Here is a 2,583-nt window from a genome sequence, read left to right on the forward strand (position 1 = left end):
CGTCTGCTGCGACACCGAAGAGCACGTTCTGGCCGAGATCCATCGCATCGACGCGCTGAAGATCAAGGGCCTGGGACCGGCGGTCGCCAACATCCTCTATTTCCTGCACCCGACCATCGCCCCGCCGTTCAACACCGCCATTGTCCGGGGCTACAACGCCCTGACCGGGGCCAATGTGAAGCTGGGGCGCTGGGACCAGTACCTGGCCATGCGCCAAGGCCTGATCGCCTTCAACCAGCGCCATCGCGACCTGCTATCCAACGACCTGGGCGCGGTCGCCGCTTTCTGCTTCGATCTGGGCATGGGCCTCTATGCGCCGCCGCCGCGCGCCGACGACGAAGCAGCCCGCCAGGCCTTCGTCGCCGACCTGGCCAAGGTCCGCTCGCAAGCCGCCACCTCGACGCCGGCCGAAGCCGACGACCGGACCCATACCCAGATCCAGGGCTGGTTGCGCGATCTGGGGCTGGCGCTGGGCTATCAGGTCTGGATCGCTCAGAACGATCGCGGCCGCGCCTATGGGACGGGCCGGCTGGGCGACCAATGCCTGCCAAGGCTTCCGGCCGAGCTTGAGGGCCGCCCCGGCGCCGAGGCGGTGCGCCTGATCGACGTGCTATGGCTGGACGCGGCCGGCGCTATCGTCGCCCCCTTCGAGGTCGAGCACACCACGTCGATCTATTCGGGTATCGTGCGGATGCTGGACCTAGCCCTAGGCGGAGAGACCAGCGGCCTGCACAGCCTGTTCCTGGTCGCGCCCGACAAGCGTGAGACCGATGTCCGCGCCCAGATCGCCCGGCCCGCCTTCAGCCGCATCGCCGATCTCAGCGTCCGCTACCTGCCCTACAGCGCCCTGGAGAAGCATCGCGACGCCATCGGCCAGTTCGGCGCGGGGATCGCCGCCCTGGAGAAGGTGTCCCACCGCCTCACCTGATCGGCGCCGACCGGTCGAGGGCCAGATCCTTGCCTAGCAGCTTGCGCGCCCGATAGACTCGGGTCTCGATCGTCTTGACCGAGACCTTCAGGACGTCGGCGGCCTCCTGCTGGCTCATGCCTTCGAAGGCCGTCAGCAGCAGCGCCGCCTTCAGCGCCGAGGGCAGCCTGGCGATGGCGCGGCCCAGGCGCGCGGCCGCCTCGTCCTGCAGCACGCCGGTTTCGGCGCTGGCGGCCGGATCGGGGGTCGCCAGCGCCTCTGCGTCGTCCAGGCCGCGCGCGCCGAACACCAGCCTGCGCACCATCATGCGCCGTCTGCGGTCGCGAGCCTTGTTGATGGCGATGGTGCGCAGCCAGGCGCCGAACGAGCGGTCGGGATCGTAGCGCTTCAGCGCGCCCCAGGCGGCGATGAAGGCCTCATGCACCGCCTCATAAGCCTCATCGGCGTCGTCGGTGTAACGGCGCAGCAGACGATAGAGCCGCTCCTTGTGGCGGCGCACCAGGACGGCGAAGGCCTGATCGTCGCCAGCCGCCGCCCGTTCGGCGAGTGCGTTGTCGGACGCTTGGCTGTCCACGGTCAGCGCGCATCTTCGGTCAGGGATCGCACGACGGCCTGATCGAACCGGGCGGCTTGCTGGGGTGTCAGCTCCCGGCGCATGCCCACCGTGTGGACGATGGTTTCCTTCTGCAGCGCCCCCATGGCCTCATGCACCCGGTCGATCGCCCGCTGTACCTTGGGGGTATAGGCGTGCGTCTCCTGGATGGCCTGGGCCAGCTCGATATTGGCCGTGCGCATCTCCGCTTCGAGCTTCAGTCGGCGGGTTTCGTGATCGCTTTCGATGTCGGCGATGCGCTGCTTCTGAGCGGCGCTGAGACGCAGTCCGTGATGAACCAGCTCATGAAGCGCCGGTGGACGCGCGCCCAGGGTGATCAGCTGCGCGCCGGTCCACACGCCCAGCAAGGCCACGACCAGCGACAGGCACAAGGTCAGGGCCGTGCTGCGGACCATGCCCACTAACGCCCCTCCAGCAGGCTGGACGGGGCCAGCCGCGCCGCGCTCGCGAACAGACCGTAGTCGCGTTGAGGCTCGACCGTGGAGGCGGCCAGGGCGCTGCCAGCGGTCAGGCCCATGGCCAGGGCCAGCACTACCGAGGCGATCTGGACGGGGGCCATGGCCGCCTGGACCAGAGCCTCACGCCGCAACGCGGCGATCCCCCGGCCGACTTCGGCCTCCAGGCCGTCCAGCGACCTGTCGGCCGGGCGGGCCGCCAGGCGCCCGATCAGCTCATCCAAAGGCTCGGTCATGTGCAGGATCCTTCAAGCTCTCCCCAAAGCGGATACGCGTCAGGGCGGCGCGCCCCCTGCGACGCTTGCGCGATCTTCAGAAGCTCGGGTCGAGACCCTTGCCGGGTGGACGGCTAACGGCGGTTCGGGAGCGGTGTCGGCGAGGATGTCGGCGCGCCCGCGCCCTGGGGCGGCGTCAACCGTCCGACGACCTTGAAGGTAACGCTGGCGGCGACGGGCTGGGCTTCGCCAGGAATCTTGGCGGTGAACTTCAGCGCCCAGGTTCCGTCGGTCGGCAGGTCCGCGCGGAAGGTGTAGACCCCGTAGTCCAGGCTGGGGGCGAAGAAGGCGGGCAAGGCCCCATCCGCCTGC

At 69.4% G+C, this 2,583-nt stretch carries 5 protein-coding genes; 1 reads left to right on the forward strand and 4 read right to left on the reverse strand.

The window, feature by feature from the left end; genetic code table 11:
* Window positions 1-928 (forward strand): type II restriction endonuclease (locus CSW60_RS22890; RefSeq protein ID WP_099539393.1); only part of this gene is annotated, 928 nt, incomplete at its 5' end.
* Here the strand turns inward: CSW60_RS22890 and CSW60_RS22895 are convergent.
* The 4 genes from CSW60_RS22895 to CSW60_RS22910 form a co-directional block, all read right to left on the reverse strand.
* Window positions 921-1,502: an RNA polymerase sigma factor gene (locus CSW60_RS22895; RefSeq protein ID WP_369800993.1), complete on the reverse strand. Its 582-nt coding sequence runs from the start codon at window positions 1,500-1,502 to the stop codon at window positions 921-923. The two genes, CSW60_RS22890 and CSW60_RS22895, sit on opposite strands and share 8 nt — an antisense overlap.
* Before the next feature lie 2 nt (window positions 1,503-1,504).
* Window positions 1,505-1,936 (reverse strand): Spy/CpxP family protein refolding chaperone, encoded by a 432-nt coding sequence (locus tag CSW60_RS22900; RefSeq protein ID WP_231737602.1) that lies wholly within the window; start codon window positions 1,934-1,936, stop codon window positions 1,505-1,507.
* A gap of 5 nt (window positions 1,937-1,941) precedes the next feature.
* On the reverse strand, window positions 1,942-2,232 hold the full coding sequence (locus CSW60_RS22905; protein ID WP_062099987.1) for a hypothetical protein: 291 nt from the start codon (window positions 2,230-2,232) through the stop codon (window positions 1,942-1,944).
* A 113-nt stretch (window positions 2,233-2,345) separates the two neighbouring features.
* On the reverse strand, window positions 2,346-2,583 hold a 238-nt coding region (locus tag CSW60_RS22910), incomplete at its 5' end, for a hypothetical protein (protein WP_236634349.1).

This window comes from Caulobacter sp. X (assembly GCF_002742635.1).
In the GTDB taxonomy this organism is placed as follows: Bacteria; Pseudomonadota; Alphaproteobacteria; order Caulobacterales; family Caulobacteraceae; genus Caulobacter.